This is a genomic window from Bordetella sp. N (genome assembly GCF_001433395.1).
Lineage (GTDB): Bacteria > Pseudomonadota > Gammaproteobacteria > Burkholderiales > Burkholderiaceae_B > Bordetella_C.
Genome location: NZ_CP013111.1, coordinates 1,622,371 through 1,648,493 on the forward strand (window position 1 = coordinate 1,622,371; position 26,123 = coordinate 1,648,493).

The window sequence follows — 26,123 nt, forward strand, 5'->3', positions numbered from 1 at the left end:
GGACGATCAAGGTTTGAAGAAAGGCACCGGCGTCATCAGGCGGTTTTCCTGGTTCACCACATAAGCCGCTTCGGCACTCTTGACCAGGTAGGACGCCCAGTCGGGATCCTTCTGCAGTGCCTGCCTGCGCGCTTCGCGATCGGCCGCGTCGCGGTAGACCCAGATGTGGGTGTAGCTGTTCACATTGCCCGTCTCCGTCTGCATATAGGCCAGCGGTTTGCCCAGGTGACGGCTCTGGATCTCGTAGCCATGCTCGGCATAGAGCGCCAGATGCTTCTTGATGGTGCCGGGGCGGCAGGTGTAGGTGCGGACGTCGTAAAGCATGGTGTTTCTTCCTTTGTGTTGCGGTGTGGCGATGGCGCGGTTCTGGAATGGAAATCGCTTGATGAAGGGCGGGGGTGGCGTCAGTCCGCCGTGGCGCCTGACTGCTGCACCAGGTCACGCCAGCCGATCACGTCCTGTTCGACGTATTTCTGGAAGGCGGCGTGGCCGTCGCCGACGGGATCGGCGCCCAATCCGCGCAGCTTCTCCTGCACGGCGGCATCGGCCACGCTCTGCGTGATCGCGTTGGACAGCTTGTCGACGATGGCCTTGGGCGTGGCGGCCGGGGCGAACAGGCCGAACCAGGACCGGGCGGTCATGGCGGGATAAGGGGTTTCGGAGAAGGCAGGGACGTTGGGCAGGGCGGCATGGCGTTTGTCGCCGGTCACCGCCAGCGGCTTGATGCGGCCCGCCTGTACCTGGGACAGCACTTCCGGCAGATTGGCGAACATGATCTGCACCTGGCCTCCCATCAGGTCGTTGAGCGCCTGGGCGCCGCCTTTGTAGGGCACGTGCGTCATGCTGGCGCCGACCAGCGTGTTGAATTGCGCGCCGGCCAGATGGGCGGCGGTGCCGGTGCCGCCGGACGCATAGTTGAGCCGGCTGCCGCTGGCTTTGGCATACGCGGCCAGCTCCGTCACGTTGGTGGCGGGCACGGAAGGATGGACGACCAGCAGCAGCGGTACCGACGCGAGCTTGGACAGCGCCGTGAAGTCCTTGGTCAGGCTGTAGTCCAGCTTTTGGTAGAGCGTGGCGTTGATGGCATGGCTGGACGTCGCCATCAACAGCGTGTAGCCGTCCGGCTCCGCGCGCGCGGCCATGACCGCGCCGATATTGCCGTTGGCGCCGGCCTTGTTTTCCACCACGACGGCCTGGCCCAGGCGCGTCGACATGGCTTGCGCGACGGTGCGAGCGATGACATCGGTCGCGCCGCCGGGTGCGAAGGGCACGATGACGCGCAAAGGGCGCTCAGGATAATCCGCGTGCGCGCTGCTGGCGCCGACGATCAGGGTCAGTCCGGCGCAGGCGCGCGCCAGGGTCTTCAGCATCTTCTTCATTGTTGTCTCGTTCAAGTCTGCGCGCTTGGTCCCCAGGCGCGTCTGGTCCCGCCGTAAGGTGGCGAGAACTAGGACTGGACTCTACGCAGGGCGAGACAGAAGGCGTTAGGACAGATCGGCCCCAAGCCAGGACTTTTTTGCAGCGAGACGAAATCGGCGGACGCCGGGCCCGGTCGCTGGCGGACCGGCCGCGATTGGATTAATTGGCTTTGGGCCGCCTGGTGTCAGTCGATGGGATGACTGTACTTACGGCGAAAATCACCCGGCGTGCTGCCGCTGTGCTTCTTGAAAAAGCGGGCGAAATAGGCTGGATCTTCGAAGTTCAGCTGGAAGGCGATGTCGGAGATGCCTGTGCCCGTATTGGTGAGCAGGCGTTTGGCTTCCAGCGCGATGCGTGCCTGCACCAGCTGGCCGGCGGTCTGGCCCACGGTGCGTTTGACGGCATCGTTGAGCTGCCGTTCGCTGACGCACAGGGCGTCGGCATATTGGCGCATGGTCCTGAATTCCAGGTAACGCTCCTCGATCAACAGGCTGAGTCTGCGAGTCAAGGTATGGGATGAACCTGCCTCGGCTTCCGGCTCGTCCATAGGATATAGACGCCGTAACTTGGTCAGCAGAATCAACAAGCAGGATCGAACGACGTCGAAGCAGCCAGTTTCGCGTTCCAGCGTTTCCTGTTCGATCTGCTGCAGCAGCGGCAGCATGCTGTCGTGCTGTTCGCGGGTCAGGTACAGCGCGGGGCTGCCGTGGGTCAGATGGAAGAAGGGGAATTTGGCGACGTCATCCGCGCGCGGAAACATGCGGGCGAAGAACTCGGTGCTGATATTCAGGACGTAGCCGCGTGGGGCCACGCTGGAGGTCCAGGCATGCACCTGGCCAGGCGTCAGGAAGAACACCGCGTGGTCGCGCACCTCGAATTGCTCGAAGTCCAGCAGATGCGTGCCTTGCGCGCGGCTCATCCACAGCAGGTGGTAGTAGTTGTGCCGGTGCAGGAAACCACGGGGAATGTCGTCGCGGTCCTGCAGGCGGACCAGATCGAAATAGAACGTGCCCGCGCCCGAGAAGTCGGAAGTCTCGAACGTGGGAAAGGATTGCGCTTGGGGAAGGGCGGCCAAAACTTGCGTCTCCGTCTGGCGAGCGGATCGATGCCGGCTCGCGCGTTTTGACGCATAGTACCCTCTGGACGACCCGCTGGCTTATTCCGCCTTGATGCCGCCTTTCTGGATCACCGCCGTCCATTTGGCCACTTCCGTCCGGATGCGTTGGTCGAACTCCGCGGGCGTGCTGCCTACCGGATCGAAACTCAATCCGGTCAGCTTCGCATGCAGTTCGCCTTGCCGGACCGACTGCGCCAGCGTCGAGGACAGGCGCTCGATGATATCGCCAGGCGTATGTGCCGGGGCCACCAGTCCGAACAGCGGCGTCGTGTCCACCCCCGGCAGGCCCGCTTCGCGGAACGTCGGCACGTCGGGCAATTGCGGCAGCCGTTGCGGGGTGGTCACCGCCAGCGCGCGCAGGCGGCCCGCCTTGATGTGTTCGAGCAAGGTGGGCACGGTGGCGAAGGCAAACGACACCTGGCCGCCCAGCAGGTCCGTGAAAACCGTGCCGCCACCCCGATACGGCACGTGCAGCAGTTGCACCCCGGCCTCCTGCTTGAGCTGCTCGCCGGCCAGATGCGGCGCGCTGCCCACGCCGGCCGAACCGAAAGACAGCGTACCCGGCTGCGCCTTGGCCAAGGCGAGGAAGGCGGCCAGGTCCTTGGCCGGCACGTTGGGATTGACGACCATGACGAAGGGCGCGGTCGCCATCAGCGAAATGGGCGCGAAGTCCTTCAAGGTGTCGTAGGGAAGCCGCGCGCCCAGCAGGCCGGGGTTGATGGTGAACGTGGAGTCGACGATGCCGATCGAATAGCCGTCAGGTGCCGCCGTGGCGACAGCCCGCGTGCCTATCGTCGTGCCGCCGCCGCCGCGATTCTCCACGACGAAGGTCTGGTTGAATTGCTGGCCATAGACCTGCGCGGCCATGCGGCCCAGCGTATCGGTGGCGGCGCCCGGGGGATAGGGCACGTAGAAACGCACGGGCTTGTCGGGATAGGCGGCCGCGTGCGCGGGGGCTGCCCAGGGCAGCGCGGCGGCGATACCCAAGCCGGTGGCGCGGGCGATGAAATGGCGGCGTTGTGTGTTCATGATGTCTCCAGGTTTATTGAGTCGCCGTTCGTGTCGCGGCGCTGTTCCATCTGCGATCGGTGTATCAGTGGCTATATCAGTCGCTATAGTGTCCCGCCGCCAGTTCGGCCTCGGGATCGGCGCCCAGGCCCGGCGTGTCCGGTATCCGCACCCAGCCGTTCTCGATGGGCACGCTCTTGCCATATGGCACGTGAGCCAGCTCGACATAGAGTCGCTCCAGCGCAACCTCCTTGCGCTGCGCGGCGATCACATGCAGGCTGGCCAGATAGCCCGGGCCGAAGAAGGCGACCTGCGGCGCGCAGGTCGCGGGCCCGTCGTCGCAGCGTTGGGCGATGCGCCAGGCGGCGGTCAGGCCCAGCTTGATGACGCTGGGTTGTACGTACTGGACCACTCCATCCTCGGCCATGCGTTCCAAGGCCAAGGCGTTGGCGGCGTTTTCACCGACGGCCAGGGGGATGCCGCAGCGCGCCTGCAAACGGGCCAGGGCGCGGTCATCCTCCGGCGTCCAGATCGGCTCCTCGATCCAGAAGGGATCGTAGGGCGCCATGGCGGCGATGGCGGCCGGTGCTTCGTCGGGCAGCCAGGCGCAGTTAGTATCGACCATGATGGGGACGCCGGGGCCGGTGGCGCGCCGCACGGCGGCCAGGGCGTCGGCGGTGCGCTCATGCAGCTTGATCTCGGTATAGCCCTGGTTCAGCGCCTGGGTAGTCACCGAGTCCAATTTGTCGGCATCGCCGTAATACTGCAGCAGGGACGCATAGACGCGTACGCGGTCGCGGCGTTTGCCGCCCAGCAATTCATAGAGTGGGACGCCGGCCCGTTTGGCACGCAGGTCCCACAAGGCGATATCCAGTCCCGCCAAGGCATGCACCACCGGACCGGACCGTCCCAGGTTGTGCAGGGTCCTTTGCATGGCGGGGAGCAGCGTTTCGTCAGCGCCATCCTTGCCGCGCGCCAAAGGTTCGATCAGGGTTTCGAATATCGCTTTCAACGCGCGCGCTTCCACGCAATAGGATTCGCCCCAGGCGATGGTGCCGTCTTCCGTCTGCACGCGCACCAGGGCGCTATCCAGCTTGTCGCGGGGCCGGCCGGCGAACAGGGGCGGCGGGCTCCAGTGATGGAAGGGCAGGCGCATGGGAATGCAGGTGACCGAAACGATGGTGTTGGCGGGCATGAATGACGGATGTCCTGGCATTTGTATGGTTGGCATTCTTGCCGCCGGCAACCATATGGTCAAATAGATAGTCTGACTATTTCCATATGGTTTTCGTATGATCAGCCGCCGTGAACTGACTCTGTTGCGCGCCATGTACCAGCACGGCACCGTGACGGCCGCCGCGGTAGCCGCGGGCATGACACAGCCCGCCGCCAGCGCCTTGCTGCGGGACATGGAGGTGCGCCTGGGCTTCTCCCTGTTCAGCCGGGAGCATCGGCGGCTGCACCTGACCAGCCAGGGCCGCGCCCTCATCCCCGACGTGCTCAACGCGCTGGCCGGCATCGAGGCGGTCGACCGCATGGCAGGCGATATCCGCCAGGGAGCGCAAGCGCGCCTGGTCGTGGGCGCCGTGGCCATCGCGGCTTCCAGCCTGCTGCCGGCCGCCCTGGCCGAGATGCGGCGCGCGCATCCGTCGGTCGCCTTGACCGTGCGCGCCGGTACGGCATTGGAGATCATCGAGATGGCGGTCGACCATCGGATCGATCTCGGCATTTTGATCGGCTCGCCCGAGGCGGACGACCGCGTGGCCAGCCAGGTGCTGGCGCCTTTGAGCCTGTACGCGGTGTTGCCGCGCGATCATCCGTGGGGGCGACGCAAGAATTTGTCGCTGAAGATGGTGGCCGACGCAGGGCCCATCGTGCTGGGCACGGCCTTGCCGGCGGGACTTGCCACGCGCCAGGCGTTCGAGACGGCCGGCCTGCCTTATCGGCCCATCATCGAAGTGGGGCAGTCTTCGGCGGCTTGCGCGCTGGTGGCCGAGGGTCTGGGCGTGGCCATCGTAGAGAGCCTGGGCGCGCACTACGCGCGGCGCCAGGGGCTGGCGCTGCGGCATTTGTTGAACGTGGAGGAGCCCGCGTTGGGGCTGGTATGGCCGCGCGACCGCGCCATGAGCGCGGCGGCGCAAAGCCTGCGGACCGGGTTGATCACGCAGGCTGCATCAAGGCTGGGATAGATCAGCGGTAGCCGCCGGGGGGAGGGGGCGGCGGGGGACGGTCGTTGTCGCGATGATCGTGGCGGTCACGGTCGTGGTCGTGGTCCGGCACCACGACGCAACCCGACAGCAGGAAGGCGGGGATCAGCAGTGTTGCGAGCAGGGTTCGTATCATGATGGAGCTCTTCAGGTCAGATCGTTGTAAGAATGGACGCGCCGGTGGGGGACCTGCGCGCCAGCCGCGAACGACGCTGCGATCGCGGCATAAGCTACTGCTCAGCAAGCAGCAGGCCCGGGATCGATTTCGTGTAGTCTGGACATCGGCGACGCAACACGTGTCGGCGCGCGCCACAGCTTCACATTTTGTTTGCGCATGGCGCTTTATCTTTACGCTTTCCCATCATTCAGGAGTCTCTGATGTCCCGTATCTTCACCGCCTTGGCTGCAGGCCTGATTGCCGTGCTGCCGCACGTCGCCAGCGCGCATGCACACTTGAAGCAATCCAATCCCGCCAAGGATGCCGTGGTGCAGGTCGCGCTGACGCAGGTCACGGCCAGCTTCACGGAAGGTCTGGAGCCGGCATTCTCGTCGCTGTCACTCGTCGATGCCGCCGGCAAGTCCGTGGATGGCAGCAAGGCCGCGCCGGCGCCGGGCGACGACAAGACCCTGGTACTGCCCATTGCCAAGCCCTTGCCGGCGGGCAGCTACACCGCCAAGTGGCATGTGCTGTCCAAGGATGGACACAAGACGCAGGGCGAATGGACGTTCACGGTCAAACCGTGACCGCGCTTTTCGCCGCCTTCGCCGCGACACGCTTCATCGCCTACGCGGGTTCCCTGCTGTTGTTCGGGGCCAGCGCCATGCTGGCACTGACGGGCCGGGCGTCGCTGGCGGAATCGGCGCGAGCCCGCCTCCAAGGTGTATTGCGGGTTGCGGCCGTTGTCACCGTGGTAGCCGTGTTGTTCCTGCTGCCTTTGCAGGCCGCGTCCATCGCCGAGGACCCGCAAGCAATGTGGAACGCCTCCATGTTGAACACGGTCGCCTGGCAGACGCGCTATGGGCAGGCATGGCTGCTGCGCGTGGTGGCGGTGCTGGTGCTGTTGGCGGTGGTGTGGACGGGCGCGCGGGCCGATGGGCAGCGCCGCGTCTCCGCCGGGTGGCAGGCCGCGATCGCCGGCCTGGCCCTGGCGCCGCTATGTTTGAGCGGTCATGCCGCCATGCAGGAGGGCGGGGCTGGTGTGCTGCATGCGTCGGTCGACTTCATCCATTGTCTGGCGGCGGGCTTCTGGCTGGGCGCGCTACCGGTGTTCCTGCATTGTCTACGGGCCTGGGAACAACCTGAATCGCGCGCGCAGGCCGGACGTGCCTTGATGCGCTTCTCCACCGCCGGGCACGTCGCGGTGGCCTTGCTGCTGGCGAGCGGCACGCTCAATGCGTGGATGATCATCGCGCCGGCCGGCTTGGACATGGGCGCCGCCTATACGCAATGGCTGTTGCTGAAAATCGCGCTGGCCCTGGCGATGACCGCTCTGGCCGTGGTTAATCGCTATCGCTGGATACGCCGTCTGCGCACGGCGCGCGTGCTGGCCCTGGCGAGCATTCGTCGCAACACGGTGGCCGAACTGGTGCTTGGTGCCGTGGTCCTGGCGGTGGTGGGCGGCCTGGGGCTGATGGCGCCCGCGCAGATGTCCTGAGCCAGGATGGCCTGACTCAGTTCGCGCGCGACTCCAGCGGTGTGCGATTGAGGAAGTGTTCGAAGGCCGTCAGGAAAGCCTGTTCCGGCGCGCTCAGCTTGCGCTGCTTGTGCCAGGTCAGGAACACGTCGATTTCAGCGACGCTTTCCTCCGGGGGCAGGCGGCGCAGTTCGCCGCTCAGGACGTCCTGGCGGATCAGGTGCTCGGGAAAGAAGCTCAGTCCCACGCCGGCCACGACCAGGCGCCGCAATTCCTCGATATGGGGCGATGTGCCGACGACGCGGCCGGTGAAGCCCCGCTGGTCCCGAAAGATGGTCAAGGGCGACAAGGTGTCGCCGATTTGGTCGCTGGCGAACACCACGAAGTTCTGGTCCAGCAAATCGTCGATCACCACCCGGCGCTTGGAAAACAGCGGGTGATGGCGGCCGCAGACCACCGCGTAGCGATGGCGCAGGAACAGCCGGCGGTACAGCGACTCCACCGGCTTGCGGCACAGGCAGATGCCCAGGGCCGCCACGCGCTTGGTCAGGGCGTCCAGGATCGCGGCGCTTTGCAGCACGTCGATCTGGAATTCGATGCGGGGATAGCGCCGATGAAAGTGCGCCAGGAAGTCGTCGTAGGCCGAGCTCTGCACCCGGCTCATGACCAGCAGGCGCAGGGTGCCCGCGACTTCTTCAGTGTCCTGGTCCTGCAGGGCCGCGGTCTCGATGCGCGCCATGGTCCCGTACATGTCGCGGGCGATGGCATAGATCTCTTCGCCCAGGCCGGTCAGGCGGAACTCGCCGTTGCGCCGGTGCAGCAGCATGCCGCCCACCGCGTCCTCCAGCCGCTTGAGCGCCTGGCTTACCGCCGGCTGACTCAAATGCAGCGCGCTGGCGGCGCGTCCGATGCCGCGCTCCTGCACCACGAACATGAAGGTACGGAGCAGATTCCAGTCCATGCGCTCATGCACCAGCGGCAGCGATGAGACGGGACGGTTCGAAGAAGATGCCATGAAGTCGCGCGGGAGGTCGGTCGTCGGCTCACTGGTAGCGGAACCATACGGGCCATCATCCATCCCGCGCGCCCTGTCACCAGGGGTCAAGCGGCGGCCAGTCCGGTGAAGAACCGGTTGGCATTGGATTCCAGCCCCTCGATATAGTAGCCGCCTTCCTGAATGACGGCGGTCGGCAGCTTGAACTCGCCAACCACTCGTCCCAGTTTTTCGAAACCGTCTTCGCTGACAGCGACCATCGCCTGCGGGTCTTTCTCGAAAATATCGAAACCCAGCGACAGCACCAGGGCGTCAGGCTGGAACAGTTCGATCGCCTTGCGCGCCTGCTCCAGCTTGTCGAAGAACACCGATTCCGGCGAGCCGTGCGGCATCGGCAGGTTGACGTTGTAGCCATAGCCCGCGCCGGCACCCCGTTCGTCCTCGAAGCCCGTGACCACCGGATAGAAGTTTTCGGGATCGCCGTGGATGGACACGTACAGCACGTCGTCGCGCTCGTAGAAAATTTCCTGGATGCCCTGGCCATGGTGCATGTCGGTATCCAGGATGGCTACCTTGCCGAACTTCTGGCGCAAATGCTGGGCGGCGATGGCGGCATTGTTCAAATAGCAGAAGCCGCCGGCCGCGTCGCGGCGGGCATGGTGGCCGGGCGGGCGGCACAAGGCATAGGACTGGCGTTGGCCGGCCAGCAGGTCTTCAGCGCTGGCGATGGCGCACTGGGCCGCCCAGTAGGCCGACTTCCAGGTATTGGGACCCACCGGGCAACTGCCGTCGGCCAGGTAGCGCGCGGCCTGGGCCAGCACGCCGCGCAGGGCGTTGCGATCACGCACGAACACGTTGGAGACGACTTCGTCGCCCCAATCGTCGGGCAGCTGCTTCCACATCGCATGCGCGTCTTGCAGGAAGCGCAGGTAGTCCAGGGAATGCACCGCGGAGATCGGGCCGGCGCCGTGGTCGGCGGGCGCCTGCACGTCAAAGCCCAGCTTGCGGGCCGCGCCGACCAGGCCGTCCAGACGCGCGGGAATCTCTTGCGGCGTGCGCATCTTGCCGCGCGAAAAATAGGTCTGCGGATGATGCAGTTTCTGGTCTTCGTGAAAATAAGCCTTCATGCCTGGTTGCTCCCAAATTGCAAAGCGGCGCTGCCTTGCCGGCGCTTGGCGTTCAGGCCCAGCACCGATACCAGCGACAGCAGCGAGATGATCGTGAAGAGGAGGGCGAGCGGCAGCCAGTCGCCCTTGAATTTCTCCGCCAGGATGGTGCCCAGCAGCGGGGTCAGGCCGCCGAAGATGGCGCCCGACAATTGATAGGCCATGGAAATGCCGGTGTAGCGGATGCGGGTGGGGAAGCAGTCGCTGACGTAGCCGGCGATCACGGCATAGAAGGCGCTCATGAACAGCACCGCGATCCCCACGCCGGTGGTGATGGCGGGCAAGGTGCCCTTGTCCACCAGGGTGAACATCGCGTACGGCGTGAACAGCGACACGAAGGCAGTGACGGCCAGGAAACGGATGTTGCCGATGCGATAGGCGATCCAGGCCGACAAGGGCGTGATGCAGAACTGCATGATGGATACGACCAGCAGGCAGTCCAGGATCACCGCGCGGCTCATGTGCAGATACTGCGTGGTGTACGCGATCATGAACGTGTTGGTGAAGTAGAAGCCGGCAATGCCAAGCACGTTGGCGCCGACCGCCAGGGCCAGCAGGCCAGGCGCGCCGGTCAGCACTTCCAGCAAGGGCGCCTTGTCGGCGCGCTGGCGCTTGGACTGGGCTTCCCGCTCCGCCACGAAGTCCGGCGATTCATTCACGCTCAGGCGGATGGTGAAACCCACCACCAGCAGCACGGCCGAGAACAGGAAAGGCACGCGCCAGCCCCAGCTCAGGAAGACGTCGTCGCCCATGCCGGTCATGATCTTGAACATCACGGTCGAGAGGATCAGGCCGGCGGGGCTGCCCAACTGCGCGAAGGACGCGAAGAAGGCACGCTTGTTCTTGTCGGGCGAATGCTCGCCCGCCATCAATACCGCGCCGCCCCATTCACCGCCCACGGCGATGCCCTGGACCACGCGCAACAGCACCAGCAGCACGGGCGCCCAGATTCCGATGCTGTTATAGGTCGGCAGCAGGCCGATAAAGATGGTGACCAGGCCCATCATCAGCATGGTGATGACCAGGGACTTCTTGCGGCCGATGCGATCACCGATGTGGCCAAACAGGGCGCCGCCCAGCGGCCGGGCGAAGAAGCCCACGGCAAACGTCCCCAGGGACGCCAGGGTGCCGTAGAAACCGTCTGCGGACGGGAAAAACAGTTTGCCGAAGACCAGGGCGGCCGCGGTGGCGTAGATGTAGAAGTCGTACCATTCGATCATGGTGCCGACGAAGGCGGCGGCCGACGCGCGTACCGGTTGGTGCGTGGTCGTGGTGCTCGTGGAATTTCCCCGCATGTTTCTCTCTCGAATTCGGGTTTATATGTTGACGGGAATCGTTATACGCCGCTGGTCTGTATAAGAAAAATTCTGATTTCTTATTTTCGCCATTTGTGGTGCTTATGAGGGATAACCCTGGTTTATAGGGGTAGACCCGTAGATTTAGGACACGGCATTCGGGAAATTGGCGCGACCAAGCTTATATTTTGAATATTGTTTCCCAAATGATAGGATTTCTTGATTCGCCGCGAGGTCGACTCTCGGCCATCTCCTGGAGAGAGACATGAAGAATTTGGAAGACCAGCCCGCGTTTCGCGCCTTTGTCGAGCGTGTGAGCGATGCGGTCGGGCGGGAAGGGACGCAGCGCCTCTTGTTGGAGGAGGTGGGCGATGCCGCCCGCGTCCTGGTTGCCACGGACGAGTGGCTGCCGCAAGCCGCCACGGTGCCGCATCCCCAGTACTACCAGCAATATCTGCTGTACTGCGATCCGGATGAGCGTTTCACGGTAGTGAGTTTCGTGTGGGGCCTCGGTCAGAGCACGCCTATCCACGATCATATGACCTGGGGCGTGATAGCCATGTTGCGCGGCGCGGAGACCGGCGAGCGTTATGCCTTGGGGGAGCTTGCCTCAGGCGGCCCAATGCAGAAACAGGAAGAGGCGGTGCTGCGCCCGGGCGACATCGAATTCGTGTCGCCGGAGGTAGGCGACATCCACAAGGTCAGTAACGCCTGTGCGGACCAGGTGTCCATCAGTATTCACACTTATGGCGGCAACATCGGCCGCATTTCCCGGCATGTTTATGACGCGGCCAGCGGGCAGCCGCGGGAGTTCATTTCGGGCTATGCCAACGCGGACGCGGCCACGAGGGGCTATGGCCGGTTTGCCTGAACCGGCGCCTGCCGCGCGGCCGATGCGCTACGCAAGCGCGTCCTGATAGCCCATCAGGGCCGAGACCGCGCGCGCGCTGGCCTGCACCTCGGGCACCCATTGTTTGACCTTGGCCGCCGTGAAGCGGTCCAGCGGGCCGGAGATGCCGATGGCGGCGACCGGCTCGTCAAGCGCGTTGAAGATGGCGACGGCGATGCCGCCCACCGAATCGCGCCACTCGCCGCGGTTGATGGCGTAGCCGGCACGCACCGTCTTGCGCAATTCGTCCTTCAGGCGCGGCAGCGTCGTCAGAGTGGCCGACGTGTGTTTGTCCAGCTTGGCGACGTGGCTGTCCAGGTAGCCCTCGGCCTGGAAGGCGAGCAGGGCTTTGCCGGTCGCGACCGCGTAAGCGGGCGCGCGACCGCCCACCATGGAATAGGCGCGGATCGGCTGCGGGCTGTCGATCTTGTCGATGTAGACCACGTCCATGCCGTCCAGCACTGAGAGGTGGACGGTCTCGCCGGTCTTGTCGGCCAGCTCACGCATTTGCGGCGTGGCCAGGCGCCGCACGTCCAGCTTGCCCAACTGGCGGGCGGCCAGCTCGAACAGCCGGATGCCGCCGCGATAGCCGCCGCCGTCGTCGTTCTTGGTCACGTAGCCGGCATGCATCAGCGTCTGCAAGGTGCGGTGTGTGTTGCTGCGGGTCAGCCCGACACGCTCGGCCAGCGCATCGATGGTTTGCGGGGGCGCGTCGACGTCGGTGACGGCCTCCAGCACCATCAGTCCTTTGAGCAGTGTCTTGTCCATGTCAGTTCCCGAATATTGGGTGGGCTAACTTACCACAGCGCTTGGCCCGTGCCGGCTCGGACGAGATACAAAGATCACGCACCAAGATACGCGCGTATGCGTTCTTTGAGGCCGGGCGCGGCGGCAGAGCGGACCAGACTGGCCAGATCGGTGTCCAGGGTGGTCGGCGCCAGTGCCTGCTGCAATTGAGCGCGTGCCGACGGCGTCAGGGCCAGGGCGGCTTCCAGGGCGCGTGCGATGCAGGCGTCCGTATCGGCGCCGGCTGCGATCTCGGTGACGAAGCCGTGCCGAAGGGCTTCGTCGGCGTCGAAGGTGCGCGTTTGCGTCAGGACCTCGCGGGCGACCTGGGTGCCGACGATCGCGGCATAGCGCCGGGTCCCCAGCACCAGGCCGAACTTCAGGCCGGGCATGCGGAAAGACGACGCGGGCGCGGCCACGCGCAGCGCGCAGGCGCCAAACAGGTCGACTCCCGCGCCGAAATTCTTGCCATGCGCCAGGGACAGGGTCAGCGCGGGCGACGTCGCCACCTTTTGCAGCAGTTGTTCGATGCGCACGAAGCGCAGCAGAAGATCGCCTTCGCTCTGCGTTTCGTAGCCGCCGAAGTCGAAACCGGCGCTGAAGTTGCGGCCGGCGCCGCGCAGCACGATCAGGTCGCTGCGGCGTTCATGGGCGTCATCGACCGCGGCGCTCAAGGCGTCCACCAGGGCGGCGGACAAGGCATTCATCTTCTCCGGCCGATTCAAGGTGATCAGGGTGGCGTGGTCACGGTGTTCGACCTGGACCAGGTCCTGGTTGACGGCAGCGTCCTGCATGTTGGCTATCATCACGCCGATTCCTTGCCGGCCGGCGCACCGAGCACTTCGGTATTGTGTTCGCCCAGCGCCGGCGGCGCGCTGCGGATCGGCAGGGTCTGGCCGTCGATCCGCACCGGCGCGCCAAAGGTGCGCGTGCGCACGCCATTGGGCAATTCAAGCGCCTGCACCCATCCCATATGTTCGACCTGGGGATCTTCCAGCACTTGGGAATAGGTATTGATGGGGGCGCAGGGAACACCGACCTCGCGGAAGCGCGTCAGCCAGGTGGCGCCGTCTTCCAGCAGAAAGATGGCTTCCAGCAGGTCGCGCAGTTCGACCTGGTTGCGCGCGCGCCGCCCGGTGTCCAGGAAGCGTTCGTCCTGGAACAGCTCGGGCCGGCCGACCACGGCGCAAACACTCTTCCACAGGGCATTGTTGCCGGCCGCCATGCCGAAATAGCCGTCGCGGCAGCGGAAGGCCTGGTAGGGCGCGTTGCGTGGGTGCGCCGAGCCGAGTTTTTGCGGGTCTTTGCCGCTGCCGAAATATTCGGATGTCTGCAAGGCGGCGATCCCCATGGTCACGCCCAGCATGGGCACGTCCAGATGCGTCCCCTGGCCCGTGGTCTCGGCCACGCGCAGCGCCGCCGTGATGGAGAACGCGCCGTACAGACCGGCGGTGAAGTCCGCTACCGGTACGCCGCATTTGACCGGCGCGCCGCCGGCCTCGCCGGTCACGCTCATGATGCCGCTCATGGCCTGGATGGTCAGGTCGAAGCCGCCTTCCTGCGCGCGCGGACCGGACTGGCCATAGGCGGAAATCGAGCAATAGACCAGGCGCGGATTCAGCTTGGCCAGGTCTTCATAGCCCAGCCCCAGGCGCGCCATGACGCCGGGACGGTTGTTTTCCAACAGGACGTCAGCGCTGGCCGCCAGCGCGCGGGCGCGCGCCACGTCGGCGGGATCTTTCAAGTTCAGGGTGACGGAGCGCTTGTTGCGGTTTAGCGATGCGAAGTTCTCGCTATAGCCCTCGCTCAAGGGCGGCCAGGCACGCAGGGTGTCACCGCCTTCGGGATGCTCGATCTTGATCACGTCCGCGCCCATGTCGGCCAGCAGCATGCCGCAGAAGGGCCCGGCGGCGACGTTGCAGATTTCGATGACCTTTACGCCGGCGAGGGCGGCAGTGTGCTTCATGACTTGGGTATCCAGCTATATGGTTAGAACCGAATCCTTGTTTTCAGGATGTCAGTCCTAAATTTTAAGACAGGGGACGTAGGGGGAGGATAGCACTAACGCCATGTTTCTCGCCTGTCCGGATTAGTGAAAACCTTAATGGCAAATTTAACCTGCTATTACCCGTTGCCAGCGCGGCATGCCTAGACTCTTTCCACGGTGGCCGTATCCACCGCCACATCCATGAATTCCATGAATAAAGGAGACAGCCATGGCCAAGAAGATATTGGTGTTAGCGGGTGACTATGTCGAAGACTACGAACTCATGGTGCCGGTCCAGGCACTGGGCGCGGTCGGCCATGTCGTGGACGTCGTCACGCCCGACAAGAAATCGGGCGACCAGATACGCACGGCCATCCATGACTTCGAGGGCGACCAGACCTATAGCGAGAAGCGCGGCCACAACTTCACGCTCAACGCGGACTTTGCCACGGTCGACAGCGCCAATTACGACGCGGTGCTGATTCCCGGCGGACGCGCACCCGAATACCTGCGGCTGAATGCCCGCGTGCTTGATCTGGTAAGGGAATTCGCCAAGGCCGGCAAACCCATCGCCGCGGTCTGCCATGGCGCGCAGTTGCTGGCCGCAGCCGGGGTCATCGAAGGCAGAAAGATCTCCGCCTATCCGGCGTGCGCGCCGGAGGTGAAGCTGGCCCATGCTGAATACGTGGAACTGGCCTGGCCCGATGCCATCACCGACGGCCAGTTCGTCACGGCGCCGGCGTGGACGGCGCACAGCAACTGGATCGCGCAATTCCTCGCGCTGCTGGGCACGCGCATCACCCATTGAGGGGCGGCGAGCATGGCGAAGCTCATACACACCATGATCCGCGTGCGCGACCTGGAAAAGTCGCTTGCCTTCTATGACACGGTTTTCGGTTTCAAGACCAGTCACAGGCTGGATTTCGACGATTTCACCCTGGTCTATCTACGCAATGCGGAGAGCGAGGCGGAAATCGAACTGACCTGGAACAAGGGCCGGGCGGAACCCTATACGCATGGCGACGGTTACGGTCACGTGGCCTTCGTGGTGGACGACGCGAAACAGGAGCGCGAGCGTCTGCTGGGCGCGGGCCATACCCCCAACGATCTGCGCGAATTCCACGGCGACGATGGTGCGCTGCTGGCGCGCTATTTCTTCATCCTCGATCCGGATGGCTACAAGGTGGAGGTGCTGGAACGGCACGGGCATTACCAGTAGCGGCGCGTCGGTCAGCCCGGCGCCACGCTGCTTACTACAACATCCACGAATCCGGGGTATCACCCGGTAGGGAAGGAGACAAACATGAAAACAACGACGATTGCGCTCGCCGTCGCCGCGGACCCGGACAAGGTCGGCGCGGCCTTGCGCGTTCCGCTGACCCGGCGGGAATGGCTCAAGGGCACGGGCGTGCTGTTCGGCACGCTGGCGCTTTCCTCCACGCTGGCCGCCTTCGCGCCCAGCCGGGCCTGGGCCCTTGAACTGAAGCGCCTCGACACCCATCAAGGCGACGTGCTTTTGGCGCTGACCAAGCGCATCTACCCGCACGCGACCCTGGATGACGCGGTCTACGCGCTGGTGGTCAAGGACCTGGACGGCAAGGCAGCCGCGGATGGCGCGCTGCAGGCGCAGCTGGCCGGCGGCGTGAAGAAGCTGGACGACATGGCGCAAGGCAATTGGCTCAAGCGGTCGACCGCGGACCAGGATCGCGACCTCGTGGCCTTGGCCAAGGAGCCGTTCTTCCAGACGGTGCGTTCGACCGCGGTGGTGGCCTTGTACGCCAACCCCTTGGCGTATGCGCATTTCGGCTATGGCGCGAACGCCGGGGACGGCGGCTACCTGCTGACAGGCTTCAACGCGCTGGCCTGGCTGCCGGATCCCCCCTTGCAGGACAGCGGTCCGGTTCCCGCCAACTAAGCTCCAGGAGAACAGACATGTCAGAGAGCGATTTGCAAGGCCAGCAGGGCAAGACCTTCGCGCTGGACGATGACCAGGTCGTCGTGATTATCGGATCGGGCGCGGGTGGAGGCACCCTGGCCAATGAGTTGGCCCAACAGGGCGTGAACGTGGTCATCCTGGAGGCCGGCAAGCTGCATACGCGCGCCGATTTCCTGACGGATGAATGGGGATCATTCCAACAACTGGCCTGGCTGGACAAGCGCCGGTCCTCCGGGTCTTATCAATTGGCGACGGACTTTCCCAATTTGCCCGCCTGGATCTGCAAGGCCGTCGGCGGAACGTCGGTGCACTGGGCCGGCGCCAGCCTGCGCATCCAGCCCTATGAATTCAAGGCGCGCAGCACCTATGGCGACGTTGCCGGCGCCACGCTGATGGACTGGCCGCTGACGCGCGAGGATCTGGACCCTTACTACGCGCGGGCGGAAAAGAAGCTGGGCGTGACCCGCACCAACGGCGCGCCCGGGCTGCCGGGCAATAACAACTTCAAGATCTTCCACGCCGGCGCCACCAAGATCGGCTACAAGCACGTGAACACGGGGCATATGGCCATCAACAGCGTGCCGCAGGACGACAGGCCGCATTGCTACCAGCGTGGTTTCTGTTTCCAGGGCTGTAGATTCGGCGCGAAGTGGTCCACGCTGTATACGGAACTACCGCGCGCCATCGTCACCGGACATGCGGAGCTGCGCACCGAGGCGCATGTGGCGCGTATCGAACACGACGAGCGCGGCCGCGCCAACGCCGTGGTCTATTACGACGCCCAGGGCAAGTTGCAGAAGCAGAAGGCGCGGATCGTGGCGGTGGCGGGCAATTCCATCGAAACGCCGCGCCTGCTGCTCAATTCGCAGTCGGGCAAGTTCTCGCGCGGCCTGGCCAACAGCTCGGACCAGGTGGGGCGCAACTATATGCGGCACACCACGGGGTCCGTGTACGCGACCTTCAAGGACAAGGTCGACATGTACAAGGGCACGGTGATGGCCGGCATCGTGGAAGACGAGGCCCGCCATGATCCCAAGCGCGGCTTTGCCGGCGGCTACCATCTGGAGACCATCTCGCTGGGCCTGCCGTTCTATGCGGCGTTTCTCAAGCCCGGCGCATGGGGCGCGGAATTCGCCCATGCCATGGACCAGTATGCCTACACGGCCGGCCTGTGGATCGTCGGCGAAGACATGCCGCGCGCCGACAATCGGGTGACCCTGGACAGCGAGCTGAAGGACCAGTACGGGCTGCCGGTGGCCAATGTCCATTTCGATGATCATGCCAACGACAATGCGATGCGGGAACATGCTTTCAAGCAGTCCGAGGCGCTCTACAAGGCCGTGGATGCCGTCGATGTCTACCGCGTGCCACCGTATCCGTCCACGCACAACTTGGGCACCGCGCGGATGAGCGCCCGGCCGGAAGACGGCGTGGTCAACCAGTATGGCCAGGCGCATGACATTCCCAACCTGTTCATTTCGGACGGCAGCCAGTTCACCACGGGCGCGGCGGAGAATCCCACGCTGACCATCGTCACGCTGGCGATTCGGCAGGCGGATTACATCGCCGGGCAGATGAAGCAGCGGACGATCTAGGCGCACCAAGGATGGTATCCGCGGCGCGGCGCCGCGGATACCGCCGTCCTGGCATATGATTGCAATCGCCGCACGCCACTTCAAAGGAGTGAAGCATGTGCAAGATCTACGTCAATACCGATCCCATTCTTTATGAATCGCGTACCCGCTCCTTGCGTATCCATGGCGTGGTGACGACTGTCAGGCTGGAAAACCTGTTTTGGGACGTCCTGCAGGAAATCGCCGAGCGCGAAGGGCTGACGACCAATCAGTTCGCCATCAAGCTGCATGACGAATTGCTGGCGCGGCATGGCGAGATGTCGATGAGTTTTGCGTCCTTTCTGCGCGTGTGCTGCCTGCGTTATCTTTCGCAGGGCGCGCTGCGTGAGCAGAACGCTGAACGGGTGGAGACGACCCCGCGCGCGGCGCCCCGGCATTTCCAGCCGTCCGTGGTGCGCGCGGGCTGATGCAAGAAAACATATAAGACACGCATTGAAGGACATGTAGTGAAGGACACGCAGTGAAGGACACCGTGCATACGCCCTTGGCCGACAGGGCGGGCTTGATCGAGACCTGCCGCGGAATTCTCGGCGCCGCCCGTGTGCTGACCCATGCCACGGCTACGCGACGCTACCGCCGCGGCTTCCGCTTTGGCGAAGGGGCCGCGCTGGCGGTATTGCTGCCAGGCTCACTGGTGCAATTGTGGCAAGCCCTGCAGGCCTGCGTCGCGGCGGACGTGGCGGTCATCGCCCAGGCTTCCAATACCGGCCTGACTGGAGGCTCCACCCCTGACGGCGATGCCTACGGGCGGCCGGTGGTCATCATCAGCACGACACGCCTGCGCGCCGTGCACGTCATCGAAGAGGGCAGGCAGGTCGTCTGCCTGCCGGGCGCCACGCTGGATCAGCTTGAAAAGACGCTCAAGCCCCTGGGCCGCGAACCGCACTCGGTGATCGGCTCGTCCTGCATCGGGGCGTCCGTCATCGGCGGCATTTGCAATAACTCCGGCGGTTCGCTCGTGCGCCGTGGGCCCGCTTATACGGAGCTGGCTTTATACGCGCAAGTCGATGCGTCGGGCCAGCTGACGCTGGTGAACCATCTTGGCATCGCTTCGGATGACGCGCCGGAAGCGCTGCTGGCGCGCCTGGACCGCGGCGACCTGCCCGCCGCCGAGATTCGCCACGATGCCGGCGCGGCTTCCGATCAAGGCTACGGCGACCATGTGCGCGATATCGACGCGGCCACGCCGGCGCGCTACAACGCCGACCCACTACGCCTGCACGAGGCCTCCGGATCGGCCGGCAAACTGATGGTGTTCGCCGTACGGCTGGACACCTTTCCCGGCGAAACCGGCGCCAAGGTGTTCTACGTTGGCACCAATCGCCCCGACGTGCTGACCGGGATACGCCGGCATATGCTGAAGCATTGCGCCAAACTGCCTATCGCCGGTGAATATATGCATCGCGATGCCTTCGACATCGCCGAGCGCTATGGCAAGGATATGTTCCTGCTGATCGAACATCTGGGAACGCAACGCTTGCCGGCCTTGTTCAGCATGAAGAGCCGTTGCGATGCGTTTTTCGAACGCTTCGGTTTTCTGCCGCGTAACCTGACCGATCGCCTGATGCAGGCGGCCAGCCGTCTGTTCCCCAGCCACCTGCCGGCGCGCTTGAAGGAGTACCGGCAGCGCTACGAACATCATTTGATGCTCAAGGTGTCGGCCGACAGCGTCGCGGAAATCGAGACCTATCTGAGCGCCAACTGCACGGGGGGCGACAGCGCTTTCTTCCTGTGCAGCGACGACGAGGGGCGCAAGGCCTTTCTGCACCGCTTCGCGGCCGCCGGCGCCGCCGTGCGCTACCGGGCCATGCACCCCGACCAGGTCGAAGACATCGTGGCGCTGGACATCGCCTTGCGTCGCAACGACCAGGACTGGATCGAACGCCTGCCTGCCGACATGGAAGCGCGCATCGCGATCAAGCTTTATTACGCGCACTTCTTCTGCCACGTGTTCCACCAGGACTACATCGTGCACAAGGGCCAGGATTGCCTGACCCTTGAACACGAGATGTGGCGGCTGCTGGACGAACGCGGCGCGGAATATCCGGCGGAGCACAACGTCGGCCATCTCTATGACGCCAAGCCCGCCTTGCGTGCGTTCTACCAGGGGCTGGACCCGTGCAATTGCCTCAATCCCGGCATCGGGCATATGTCCAAACTGCCTTACTACCGGGAAAACGAGGCTTAGCGTCCGGGCTTACTTCGCCGGGGTGGCTTTGTCGCCCTGGGCCACCAGGGTATCGAAGTCCTTGTTCAAACGCGCCAGGGCATCGTCGATATGGCTGCGGTGCGACTTGATCCAGGTGTCCTGTTGCGCCAGGTTGTCGCGCGCTTCCTTCAACATGCGCTCCATCTCGGCCGGCTGCGGGCCGCCGGACGTGGCGCGTGCCTTGACGATGGCGACCGGATCCAGCGATGCGCGGAACTCCGCTTCGCTCATGGGCAGTTCCTGCGGATACTTGCTGCCTTTGACGACGTCGGCGTAGATGCGCTTGGCGTCGGCATAAGGGAAGGCCAAAGGCTTGATGTCATGCTGGCGGGCATACTCGACCACCTCGGAGGCGAAGTGATGGCCTTCGCGGAAGGGCAGCTTGTACTTGCGCATGAGCAGGTCCGCCAGTTCCTGGGACGCGGTCCAGTCACTGTTCAATTCCTCCAGCGCTCGGTCCGGATTGATGACCAGTGCTTTAAGAACGCGGTCCCACTTCTTCAAAGCCTTGATGGCGGCGTCGACCATGGCGGAATTCTGGTCGACTTCCTTGGGATCCGGCATCCCGGGCGTGATGTTGTGAGTCTGAATGATGGGACCCATGGCCAGCGTCAGAGCGGTCGAGGCATCGCTGCGGGTGGAGTTCAGCAGGCCAGGATTGCGCTTTTGCGGCATCGCGCTGGACACGTAGGTGTTGCCGCCGCCTTCCTGCAGCAGGATCCAGGGACGCGACTGCGCGTACTGGGTCATGATGTCTTCAATGAAATTGCCGGTGTGCAAACCAATGGCCGTGACGATGGATGACACTTCCACCGGCTCGTCCATGGACGAGATCTGCGCGGCGTCATACGCGTTGTCGACCAGCTTGGCGTAGCCCAGATAGTCGGCCATGCGTTTGCGGTTGAGCGGCCAGCTGGTGCCGTTGAGCACCGTCGTGCCCATGGGCGAACGGTCGACGCGGGCATAGGTTTCCTGGATGCGCTGCGCGTCGCGCTCCAGCGCGGCGGCGAAGCCCAGCAGATAGTGGCCGTAGCTGTTGGGCTGGGCGGCCACGCCGTTGGTGTAGTTCGGAACGATGGTGTCGACGTGCTTGGCCGCCAGGTCCACCAGGGTCTTGGAAGTGGCATGCAGCTGGTCGGCCAGTTCCAGCAGCTTGTCGCGCAGGATGGCCGACCGGTAGGTGGCGTGCATGTCCTGGCTGGAGCGGCCGGCGTGCAGCAGCGTGACGTCCAGGCCACCGGCCTTGATCAGCAGGGGCTCGAAGGTGATCACGGTGGACGGGCGCTTGCCGCCCGGCTGGTTGCCGTCATCGATGACCTTCTGCACGGCCGCGGCCAGGCGCGGCGCCATGCTCTTGTCCAGCAGGCCTTCGTCGGTATTGATGACGGCGGTGGCCTTGTTGATTTCGCCCAGCCAGAAGAACTCGTCGCGGACGGGCTTGGCGGGGGCCTTGGTCGCAGGCTTTTCAGCAGGCTTCGCGCTCGGCTTTTCGGCATTGCCGGCGGCCGGCTCGACGGGCTTGATCTGGGCGGCGGTCAGCGCCGGCGCGCAGGCCAGTGCCACACAGAAATAGAGAGGCGATAAGCGGAGTCTCATGGATGTTCTCGTTATTGGCCAGTTGCGGGGCCGTGGCAGGGGGAACGAATGAATCGATCCCCATTCTAGCCAAGCCCCGCGCCTGTCCGCTTTCGCCAGCCTGAATCGGCCTATGCCTTGCGCAAAGGCAGCACGATGGACGACGCGTGTTCGCCGCCGGTCCCCAAGGTCAGGCGGGGCGGCCGGCCGTGCGGCACCTGCCCGCAATGGTCTGCATCGTGGCCGGCGATCGACACGCGTATGCGGCTGCCGGCCGGGAAACGCCATGCGGTCGGCAGCAGGGCCAGCTCGACACGCTCGAATTGGCCCGGCACCAGGGGCGCCGCGTCCTCGCGCCGGAAGCTGCGGAACGGCCAGGTGGTGCGGTATCCGCTCGGGCACGGCGTGATCTTGCGGTGCAACAGGCGCAGCATGCCTTCGGTCACGTAGCGCTCACGGCCGTCCGCCTCGATTTCCGTCAGGTAGACGTAGACCGCGGCGTCGGGTTCATTGCTGCTGACCCAAAGATCGATCACCGCATGGCCGGCGAGTTCGGCGGCCGCAGCCAGCGGCGCCGACGTGAAGCTGGCCATGAGATCGGTGCGGCCTTGCCAATCCGGGTAGTACTCGGTGCTGTTGATGGCCGCGATGCGCTCGTAGCGCGTGCCGGCGCCGGTGCCCAGGGAGAAATCGACCTGGTAGTCCTGCTGCGTGGTGTCCTTGCCCGCGGCATCGGCCAGCGCGCCCTGGGGCGCCAGATGCAGGCGCGTGGGAGTGTCGTCGCCGTAAGGGGGCCATTGGGTGGCGCTGCGCCACTGCTCGGCATGCAGCGCGTAATAGTGGATGGGCGCTTCGTCGCGCAAGCCCGTCTCGGTCCCCAGCAGGTATTGATCGAAGAAACGCAGCGTTTCGGCCAGCCAGGGGGCCTCGGCCATCTGCGTCAGGCGCCAGGGCGATACATCGATGCGCGCGCCGTGATCCCACGGTCCCAGCATCAGGTAACGGGGATTCTTGTCCAGCGTCAAATAACGGGAAATGGCGCTGTTCATATAGCCGGCGCCGTCCATCCACCCAGATATCGACAGTACCGCCACATCTTCCGGGATCTGCGCCGCCAGGCTGTAAGGACTGAACGTGGCTGAACTGAAAGTGGGATCGTAGGGCAGCGCTTCTTCGCGGAAGCGGAATTCCGGCATGAACTCGGTCTGGCGGAAGTTGCCCAGGTGTTCGTGCACCGCATCTTTCAACAGCGCGCCGTCGGGATCTTCATCGACAGGCTGTGGACCCGCGAAATCCGGATTGGCGTAGTAGACGAAGCGGTGCAGCATTTCGCGCCGGTCGTGGTCCAGGGCCACCATCAGGTCGTCGTAGCTCTGCGTCAGCGCCTTCAGCTGGACGCCGCCCGGATAGTAGTTGTCGGTGTAGGTGTCCCACACCGAGAAGAGCGGCGCGATGGCCTTCAGCGCGGGATGGCGCGTGGCGGCCAGGAAGTCCGAGGCGGCGCCCAGGTAGGAGATGCCCGTGGCGCCGACCACACCTGTCGACCAGGGTTGGGCGACGATCCAGTCGACCACTTCGTAGCTGTCGTCGCGTTCACGCGGGGAACGGAAGCTGTCGCGGGTGCCGAAGCTGGCGCCCGTGCCGCGCACGTCGATCACCACCACCGCATAGCCGCGCGGCACGAAGTAGTCGCGCAGTTTGGCGGTGTTTGGCGCACGTTCGCCGGTGCCGCCCGCCTTCAGGTTGAAGCGGCGGTAGTAGGGCGTGAACAGCGTGATCGTGGGAAAACGCGCTGCCGCCGTCTTGCCATCGGCGGCCTTGGGAATATAGACATCGATCGCCAGGCGACAGCCATCGCGCATGGTCAGGTAACGCGACGTGGGCTCCGGCACGACGTAATCAACGGGCCGGGCTTGCGCATAGGCTTGCGGAGGCACCGACCAGGCTTGGGCTTCGTTCTTGAGGTATTGGTCAGGCGAGGCGGGGGGCACTGCGGGGGATACGGCGGGCGGCATGGCGATCCTTGGGATAAGCAGGGAATATCGCCGGCTATCTTAGAGAGCCCCAAGGCTTCCTGCCAATATTTGATATGGATATCGCCATAGGTAAATGCGATGCCGTCCCAAGAACGCTTGAGCGGTGCTGAAATTAGGGGATTACACCTAGGCGAATTCTTGCCGGCGATTAGCAGCACTATCCCGAATTTCGCTAACATCACAGCGGAAGAATAGGATTTTCCGATGGACCTGCGCCAGCTCAAGTATTTTGTCCGCATCGTCGAACTTGAAAGCATTACCGCCGCTGCGGAGACCCTGCATATCGCGCAGCCCTCCCTCAGCCAGCACGTGGCCAATCTTGAAAAGGAACTGGAAACCGCGCTGCTGCTGCGTGGTCCTGGCGGCGTGCGGGCGACTGAAGCCGGCAAGCTGCTGTACCGCCATGCCAAGATCATGCTGCGCCAGGCCGACGAGGCCAAGTCGGCGCTCAAGCATGGCCGCGACATCCCGACGGGTCACGTCAAAGTCGGCTTTCCCACCAGCACGTCCCGCATACTGGCCTTGCCCCTGATCGAGGCCGTGGCCGAACGTTGTCCGGAAGTGGTGCTGGAAGTGGTGGAAGGCAGCAGCAGCGACCTGGCGACCGCGGTGTCCATGCACAGGCTGGACCTGTCGGTGGCGATGGACGCGCGGCCGCAGCCGGCGCGCATGACGATCACGCCCTTGTTGACTGAAGATCTGTTCGTGGTCGGCCCGTCGCTGGGGCTGGATGCCGTCACCTTGCGGCAGATGTCAGAGCTGCCCTTGGTGCTGCCCAGTTTCCCGAATTCCATCCGCGTGCTGACAGCGCGGACGTTCGCTGAAGAGGATCTGCCCGTGCGCCTGGTCGCGGAAACCAGCGCGGTGTCGGTGTTGCTGACGCTGGTGCGGGCCGGCAAGGGCTGGACCGTGCTGCCTTCGTCAGCGCTGGTGGGGCCGGAGGCGAACTCCGAGAATGTCGTCGCCACGCGTATTGCCAGCACGGATTTCCGTCGCCGGGTCTCGGTGTGCATGTCCTTGTCGACGGAAAAAAGCGTGGCCTGCACGCACATCCATCAGACCCTTATCGACGTTGCCGCCGAATTGGTCGCCGATGGCCGCTGGACGGGCGTGCATTGGCAGGGGGAGCGCCCCCTGCCGGTGCGTCAGTCGACCTGAATGCCGTTCTTGGCGATGAAGTCGCCCCAGAACTGGGCGTCCTGGTCGGCGCGCGCGCGGATCTGTTCGGCGGTGCCCTGCAGGGGCACGAAGTACAGATCCTTCAGCTTCTTGTTGATGGCGGGATCCGCGATGGCCGCTTGAATGGCGGCGTTCAGCTTGCCGACCACGGCCTTGTCCATGCCGGCGGGGCCGACGATGGCGAACCAGCCGGGCATGGGCGGGACATTCAGGCCGGCTTCTTTCACCGTGGGCACGTTGGGCAGGTCGCTGGCGCGCTGATCGGCCAGGACGGCCAGCGGGACGACGTTGCCACCCTGGATCTGCGGCAGGGCCGAACCCAGCACGCTGGTCATCAGGTCGACCTGGCCACCGATCACCGCGTTCAGTGCGGGACCCGAGCCCTTGTACGGAATGTGCTTGAGCTTGATGCCGGCGCCGCTGGCGATCAGTTCCGTCGACAGGTGCGTTGAGTTGCCGGCGCCCGCGCTGGCGAAGGTGATCGAGCTGGGCGCCGCCTTGGCGGCCGCGATCAACTGCGGCAAGGTCTTGTAGGGGCTGTTCTTGCCCGCGACCAGCACGAAGGGCGTGTCGACCACCGGCGCGACATAGGTGTAGTCCTTGTCCGCATCGTAGGGCAGGTTCTTGTACAGCTTGGGGTTGAAACTCATCTGCGACACGCCGGGCAAGAGCAGGGTGTAGCCGTCGGCGGGCGCTTTCGCCACGTAGGACATGGCCACGATGCCGTTGGCGCCGGGTTTGTTTTCCACCACCACGGATGCGCCCAGGACGCTGCCGATCTTGTCGCTCAACAGGCGTGCCACGACGTCGCCGCCGGAGCCGGCGGATTGCGGCACGACCAGGCGTATCGGGTGGTCGGGGAAGTCGGCCGCCTGGGCGCCCGGCAGGGCAAGGGCGGTGGCGAGCAGGGCGGCGGCGGCCACGACGGCGTGGCGAGGCGCGGTCGAGCGCGTGTTGCGGCGCTGGCTGGACAGAGGACGGAACGAAAAGCTGAACATCGATTTCCCTTGAAGTGACGTGCCATACGCGTTTCTTATGACGATAGGCCGCGT

Annotated in this window: 26 protein-coding genes; 11 read left to right on the top strand and 15 right to left on the bottom strand. The window is 64.6% G+C overall.

From position 1 onward, the window contains the following. Positions 1–6: 6 nt before the first annotated feature. The 5 genes from ASB57_RS06930 to ASB57_RS06950 all read right to left on the bottom strand — a co-directional run bounded on the left by ASB57_RS06930 (position 7) and on the right by ASB57_RS06950 (position 4,739). Positions 7–324, bottom strand: coding sequence for an NIPSNAP family protein (locus ASB57_RS06930; protein WP_057651569.1), 318 nt, complete (start codon positions 322–324; stop codon positions 7–9). Positions 325–404: 80 nt separating this feature from the next. Continuing rightward, positions 405–1,379 (bottom strand): tripartite tricarboxylate transporter substrate binding protein, encoded by a 975-nt coding sequence (locus ASB57_RS06935; RefSeq protein ID WP_057651570.1) that lies wholly within the window; start codon positions 1,377–1,379, stop codon positions 405–407. A 224-nt stretch (positions 1,380–1,603) separates the two neighbouring features. Continuing rightward, the gene (locus ASB57_RS06940; protein ID WP_057651571.1) at positions 1,604–2,494 is read right to left on the bottom strand and encodes a helix-turn-helix domain-containing protein; all 891 of its coding nucleotides are present in this window, start codon (positions 2,492–2,494) and stop codon (positions 1,604–1,606) included. 81 nt (positions 2,495–2,575) lie between these two features. Beyond that, on the bottom strand, positions 2,576–3,565 hold the full coding sequence (locus ASB57_RS06945) for a tripartite tricarboxylate transporter substrate binding protein (RefSeq protein ID WP_057651572.1): 990 nt from the start codon (positions 3,563–3,565) through the stop codon (positions 2,576–2,578). Between the two features lie 76 nt (positions 3,566–3,641). Beyond that, positions 3,642–4,739 carry a mandelate racemase/muconate lactonizing enzyme family protein gene (locus ASB57_RS06950; RefSeq protein WP_057651573.1) on the bottom strand — a complete coding sequence of 366 codons (1,098 nt, stop codon included), beginning with the start codon at positions 4,737–4,739 and terminating at the stop codon, positions 3,642–3,644. 97 nt (positions 4,740–4,836) lie between these two features. On the opposite strand from ASB57_RS06950, the gene ASB57_RS06955 reads away from it, so the two are divergent. Further along, entirely contained in the window at positions 4,837–5,733 is an 897-nt protein-coding gene (locus tag ASB57_RS06955) for a LysR family transcriptional regulator (protein WP_057651574.1), read from the top strand. 1 nt (position 5,734) lies between these two features. On the opposite strand, the gene ASB57_RS30950 is transcribed toward ASB57_RS06955, so the two are convergent. Further along, the gene (locus ASB57_RS30950) at positions 5,735–5,887 is read right to left on the bottom strand and encodes a hypothetical protein (RefSeq protein ID WP_156414078.1); all 153 of its coding nucleotides are present in this window, start codon (positions 5,885–5,887) and stop codon (positions 5,735–5,737) included. Between the two features lie 242 nt (positions 5,888–6,129). Between ASB57_RS30950 and copC the strand changes: the two genes are divergently transcribed. Both copC and copD read left to right on the top strand, forming a co-directional pair. Beyond that, positions 6,130–6,495 (top strand): copper homeostasis periplasmic binding protein CopC, encoded by a 366-nt coding sequence (gene copC, locus ASB57_RS06960; protein ID WP_057651575.1) that lies wholly within the window; start codon positions 6,130–6,132, stop codon positions 6,493–6,495. Beyond that, positions 6,492–7,406: a copper homeostasis membrane protein CopD gene (copD, locus tag ASB57_RS06965; RefSeq protein WP_156414079.1), complete on the top strand. Its 915-nt coding sequence runs from the start codon at positions 6,492–6,494 to the stop codon at positions 7,404–7,406. The genes copC and copD overlap by 4 nt, the downstream gene beginning before the upstream one ends. Positions 7,407–7,422: 16 nt before the next feature. On the opposite strand, the gene ASB57_RS06970 is transcribed toward copD, so the two are convergent. The 3 genes from ASB57_RS06970 to ASB57_RS06980 all read right to left on the bottom strand — a co-directional run bounded on the left by ASB57_RS06970 (position 7,423) and on the right by ASB57_RS06980 (position 10,840). Then, positions 7,423–8,400, bottom strand: coding sequence for a LysR family transcriptional regulator (locus tag ASB57_RS06970; RefSeq protein ID WP_057655978.1), 978 nt, complete (start codon positions 8,398–8,400; stop codon positions 7,423–7,425). A gap of 86 nt (positions 8,401–8,486) precedes the next feature. Continuing rightward, on the bottom strand, positions 8,487–9,506 hold the full coding sequence (locus tag ASB57_RS06975) for a histone deacetylase family protein (protein ID WP_057651576.1): 1,020 nt from the start codon (positions 9,504–9,506) through the stop codon (positions 8,487–8,489). Beyond that, positions 9,503–10,840 carry an MFS transporter gene (locus ASB57_RS06980; protein WP_057651577.1) on the bottom strand — a complete coding sequence of 446 codons (1,338 nt, stop codon included), beginning with the start codon at positions 10,838–10,840 and terminating at the stop codon, positions 9,503–9,505. Before ASB57_RS06980 ends, ASB57_RS06975 begins: the two co-directional genes overlap by 4 nt. Positions 10,841–11,105: 265 nt before the next feature. On the opposite strand from ASB57_RS06980, the gene ASB57_RS06985 reads away from it, so the two are divergent. Next, positions 11,106–11,711, top strand: a complete 606-nt coding sequence (locus ASB57_RS06985) for a cysteine dioxygenase (RefSeq protein ID WP_057651578.1) — start codon at positions 11,106–11,108, stop codon at positions 11,709–11,711. 27 nt (positions 11,712–11,738) lie between these two features. Here the strand turns inward: ASB57_RS06985 and ASB57_RS06990 are convergent, their stop codons facing one another. From ASB57_RS06990 to ASB57_RS07000, 3 genes are all read right to left on the bottom strand, one after another. Beyond that, positions 11,739–12,497, bottom strand: a complete 759-nt coding sequence (locus tag ASB57_RS06990; RefSeq protein WP_057651579.1) for an IclR family transcriptional regulator — start codon at positions 12,495–12,497, stop codon at positions 11,739–11,741. A gap of 74 nt (positions 12,498–12,571) precedes the next feature. Continuing rightward, on the bottom strand, positions 12,572–13,309 hold the full coding sequence (locus ASB57_RS06995) for an enoyl-CoA hydratase/isomerase family protein (RefSeq protein WP_057655979.1): 738 nt from the start codon (positions 13,307–13,309) through the stop codon (positions 12,572–12,574). 11 nt (positions 13,310–13,320) lie between these two features. After that, positions 13,321–14,481: a CaiB/BaiF CoA-transferase family protein gene (locus ASB57_RS07000; RefSeq protein WP_057651580.1), complete on the bottom strand. Its 1,161-nt coding sequence runs from the start codon at positions 14,479–14,481 to the stop codon at positions 13,321–13,323. A 250-nt stretch (positions 14,482–14,731) separates the two neighbouring features. Here ASB57_RS07000 and ASB57_RS07005 point away from each other — a divergent pair, with 250 nt between their 5' ends. From ASB57_RS07005 to dld, 6 genes are all read left to right on the top strand, one after another. After that, the gene (locus ASB57_RS07005; protein WP_057651581.1) at positions 14,732–15,310 is read left to right on the top strand and encodes a DJ-1/PfpI family protein; all 579 of its coding nucleotides are present in this window, start codon (positions 14,732–14,734) and stop codon (positions 15,308–15,310) included. Positions 15,311–15,322: 12 nt separating this feature from the next. Next, positions 15,323–15,721 (top strand): VOC family protein, encoded by a 399-nt coding sequence (locus ASB57_RS07010; protein ID WP_057651582.1) that lies wholly within the window; start codon positions 15,323–15,325, stop codon positions 15,719–15,721. 84 nt (positions 15,722–15,805) lie between these two features. Next, positions 15,806–16,417, top strand: a complete 612-nt coding sequence (locus tag ASB57_RS07015; protein WP_057651583.1) for a tat (twin-arginine translocation) pathway signal sequence — start codon at positions 15,806–15,808, stop codon at positions 16,415–16,417. 17 nt (positions 16,418–16,434) lie between these two features. Next, positions 16,435–18,033, top strand: coding sequence for a GMC family oxidoreductase (locus ASB57_RS07020; RefSeq protein ID WP_057651584.1), 1,599 nt, complete (start codon positions 16,435–16,437; stop codon positions 18,031–18,033). Between the two features lie 95 nt (positions 18,034–18,128). Next, positions 18,129–18,479 carry a ribbon-helix-helix domain-containing protein gene (locus tag ASB57_RS07025; RefSeq protein ID WP_057651585.1) on the top strand — a complete coding sequence of 117 codons (351 nt, stop codon included), beginning with the start codon at positions 18,129–18,131 and terminating at the stop codon, positions 18,477–18,479. Between the two features lie 53 nt (positions 18,480–18,532). After that, a complete protein-coding gene (gene dld, locus ASB57_RS07030) occupies positions 18,533–20,260 on the top strand; it encodes a D-lactate dehydrogenase (protein ID WP_082621421.1) in 1,728 nt (575 codons plus the stop codon). 9 nt (positions 20,261–20,269) lie between these two features. Here the strand turns inward: dld and ASB57_RS07035 are convergent, their stop codons facing one another. Next, positions 20,270–21,877, bottom strand: coding sequence for an argininosuccinate lyase (locus ASB57_RS07035; protein ID WP_082621422.1), 1,608 nt, complete (start codon positions 21,875–21,877; stop codon positions 20,270–20,272). A gap of 110 nt (positions 21,878–21,987) precedes the next feature. Next, entirely contained in the window at positions 21,988–23,871 is a 1,884-nt protein-coding gene (locus ASB57_RS07040; RefSeq protein WP_057651587.1) for a CocE/NonD family hydrolase, read from the bottom strand. Positions 23,872–24,096: 225 nt separating this feature from the next. On the opposite strand from ASB57_RS07040, the gene ASB57_RS07045 reads away from it, so the two are divergent. Then, positions 24,097–25,050 (top strand): LysR substrate-binding domain-containing protein, encoded by a 954-nt coding sequence (locus ASB57_RS07045; RefSeq protein WP_057651588.1) that lies wholly within the window; start codon positions 24,097–24,099, stop codon positions 25,048–25,050. Here ASB57_RS07045 and ASB57_RS07050 read toward each other — a convergent pair. Beyond that, positions 25,038–26,069: a tripartite tricarboxylate transporter substrate binding protein gene (locus ASB57_RS07050; protein ID WP_082621423.1), complete on the bottom strand. Its 1,032-nt coding sequence runs from the start codon at positions 26,067–26,069 to the stop codon at positions 25,038–25,040. The two genes, ASB57_RS07045 and ASB57_RS07050, sit on opposite strands and share 13 nt — an antisense overlap. Between the last annotated feature and the right edge of the window lie 54 nt (positions 26,070–26,123).